Below are 1,863 nucleotides of genomic sequence, written 5' to 3'. Positions count from 1 at the left end.
CTGCTGCGCAGCCGGACGCAGGCTGCGCCAGCTGCTACAGGGTGTGGTTTCGCCAGAAAAAATGAACCCCTGCCAAATTTCCCCCTCAATACTTGTAAGCCCACATCACGGGCCGCTGAAGAGTCATGCACGAACCATCGCGACACCTGCCTGGCGAGTAGCAAACCATGAGTTTCATCCTGTGGGTCGCGGTGTTGGGCGTCGTGCTGTTGACGTTGGCACTGACCTCCTCGTACCTGCGATGGATGCCAGTGACCACGTCGGCGGTGTGCCTGGTGCTGGGCGCTGTCATTGGACCAGGCGCCTTGGGTTTGTTGAAGCTGAACACCGATGACGCAGCCAACTGGATGGAGCACCTGACGGAAGTCGCGGTGCTGTTCTCGTTGTTTGTCTGCGGGCTGAAATTACGCTTGCCGTTCAAGGATAAAAACTGGCGGATTGCGGTGGGGCTGGCGGCGCCGGTCATGGTGTTGACCATTGCCGGCGTGTGCCTGCTGTTGCATTACGGGTTTGCATTGTCCTGGGGCGCGTCGGTATTGATCGGTTCGATTCTCGCACCGACCGACCCGGTGCTGGCCAGCCTCGTGCAAGTCAACGATGCCCGGGATGACGACCCCGTACGTTTCGGTCTGTCAGGCGAAGCCGGGCTCAACGACGGGATTGCCTTCCCCTTCGTCATTCTTGGCCTGCTCTTGTTGCAACATGACAGTCAACCCGGCTGGCTGGGGGACTGGTTATTGCGCAGCGTGTTGTGGGCGGTGCCGGCCGGCGTGCTCAGCGGATACTGGATGGGGCGCGGCATCGGACGCCTGACGTTGTTGCTGCGAATCCGCAACGATGACAGCACGCTGTCCCCCAATGACTACCTGGCCCTGGCCCTGATCGCCCTGGCGTATGTCGGGGCCGAGTCGATCCATGCCTATGGGTTTTTGTCAGTGTTTGCCGCTGGCCTTGGCCTTCGTCAGGAAGAGGTCAGCACCACCCGTCATGATGAAGTGCCCGCCGAGCATCTGGTCCAGCCTGTGGTCGGTCATCAGAACGTCGAGCCGCAGCATGCCGTGCATGGCGATACCGAGCACCTCGAAGACACGCAGGTTGCGGCGGGCATCATGATGGGTGACATGCTCGCCTTCGGCAGCCTGGTGGAACGGGCCATGGAAGTGTTTCTGGTGACCCTGCTCGGTGTCGTGCTGATTGCACACTGGGACTGGCGCGCACTGCCGATCGGGGCGGTTTTGTTTTGCCTGATCCGGCCGCTGTGTGTTGCCGTCATACCATGGGKGCCGCTACTCGACTGGCGACAAAGGCTGTTGATCGGCTGGTTCGGCATACGCGGAATCGGCAGCCTGTACTACCTGTTCTACGCCTTGAACCATGGGTTAGGGCAATCAACCGCGACGGTATGCACCGACATGACGCTGTCCTTGGTAGCCCTGAGTATCCTGGCGCACGGACTCAGCACGCAACCCATGCTGGAGCGCTATGAACACCGGAAAAAACAAATAAATTGATTGTTCACTCAAGCCTTTATGCCGTGGATTATCGATTTTTTTGCGCAAAATTTTTTGAAACCCTATGGGGTCCGGTGGTCACAACATCAGCCCCACCCGCCTGACATTATCTGGCGGGCCTGGCAGGTCTGGTCCCCCTGCGGCGAAGACGTTTCTTATAAGGGCCCCCACATAAAAACAAGGTGCCGGTCATGATCCAGTGTTCTTCCTCCGATCAAATCAAAGCCTGCCGTGCGTTCGCTCTGGAACGCAATCATCAGATGTTCGAAGAAGCCCAAGCGTTAAGCCGTAGTGCTTTTGAGTTGCTGGAGGGCGACGATCTGGACGCAGAGCAGTTTGATCGCTATCAAGC

At 58.6% G+C, this 1,863-nt stretch carries 1 protein-coding gene; it reads left to right on the top strand.

Annotated features, from left to right (window positions below):
• Nucleotides 1-167: 167 nt before the first annotated feature.
• The gene (locus AC1D2P_RS30630) at nt 168-1,511 is read left to right on the top strand and encodes a cation:proton antiporter (protein ID WP_477811766.1); all 1,344 of its coding nucleotides are present in this window, start codon (nt 168-170) and stop codon (nt 1,509-1,511) included.
• The last annotated feature ends 352 nt before the right edge of the window (nt 1,512-1,863 follow it).

It is taken from the genome of Pseudomonas sp. P1_F1_2, from assembly GCF_056405815.1.
This window is presented reverse-complemented; position numbering and strand designations above follow the sequence as displayed.